Genomic DNA, 316 nt, shown 5'->3' with positions numbered 1-316 from the left:
CTCGGTGTCCTCACCGTCGCCCACCTTCGTCTCCAGGCTCACCGGCTGGCGGGCGCGGCAGAGCAGATCCTTCACCTCCTCCTCGGGCAGTTCCACCGCCACGGCCAGTTCGCTCAGGGTGGGGGTGCGGCCCAGCTCCTGGCTGAGCTCCCGCTGGCCCTTCTTGAGCTTGTTGAGGGTTTCGGTGATGTGGATCGGCAGGCGGATCGTGCGGCTCTTCTCGGCGATCGCCCGGGTGATGCCCTGACGGATCCACCAGTAGGCGTAGGTGGAGAACTTGTAGCCGCGGGTGGGATCGAACTTCTCGACACCCCGC

General features: G+C 66.8%; 1 protein-coding gene. It reads right to left on the bottom strand.

All coding sequences use genetic code 11. From position 1 onward, the window contains the following. Positions 1-316: sigma-70 domain-containing protein (locus KUG38_RS16710; protein WP_286196171.1), on the bottom strand; the 316-nt coding region annotated here is incomplete at both ends.

The sequence above is a fragment of the Synechococcus sp. CCAP 1479/9 genome (genome assembly GCF_019038535.1).
Taxonomy (GTDB): domain Bacteria; phylum Cyanobacteriota; class Cyanobacteriia; order PCC-6307; family Cyanobiaceae; genus Cyanobium.
The sequence above is the reverse complement of the archived record's forward strand: the minus strand, read 5'-3'. Positions and strand labels throughout refer to the sequence as shown.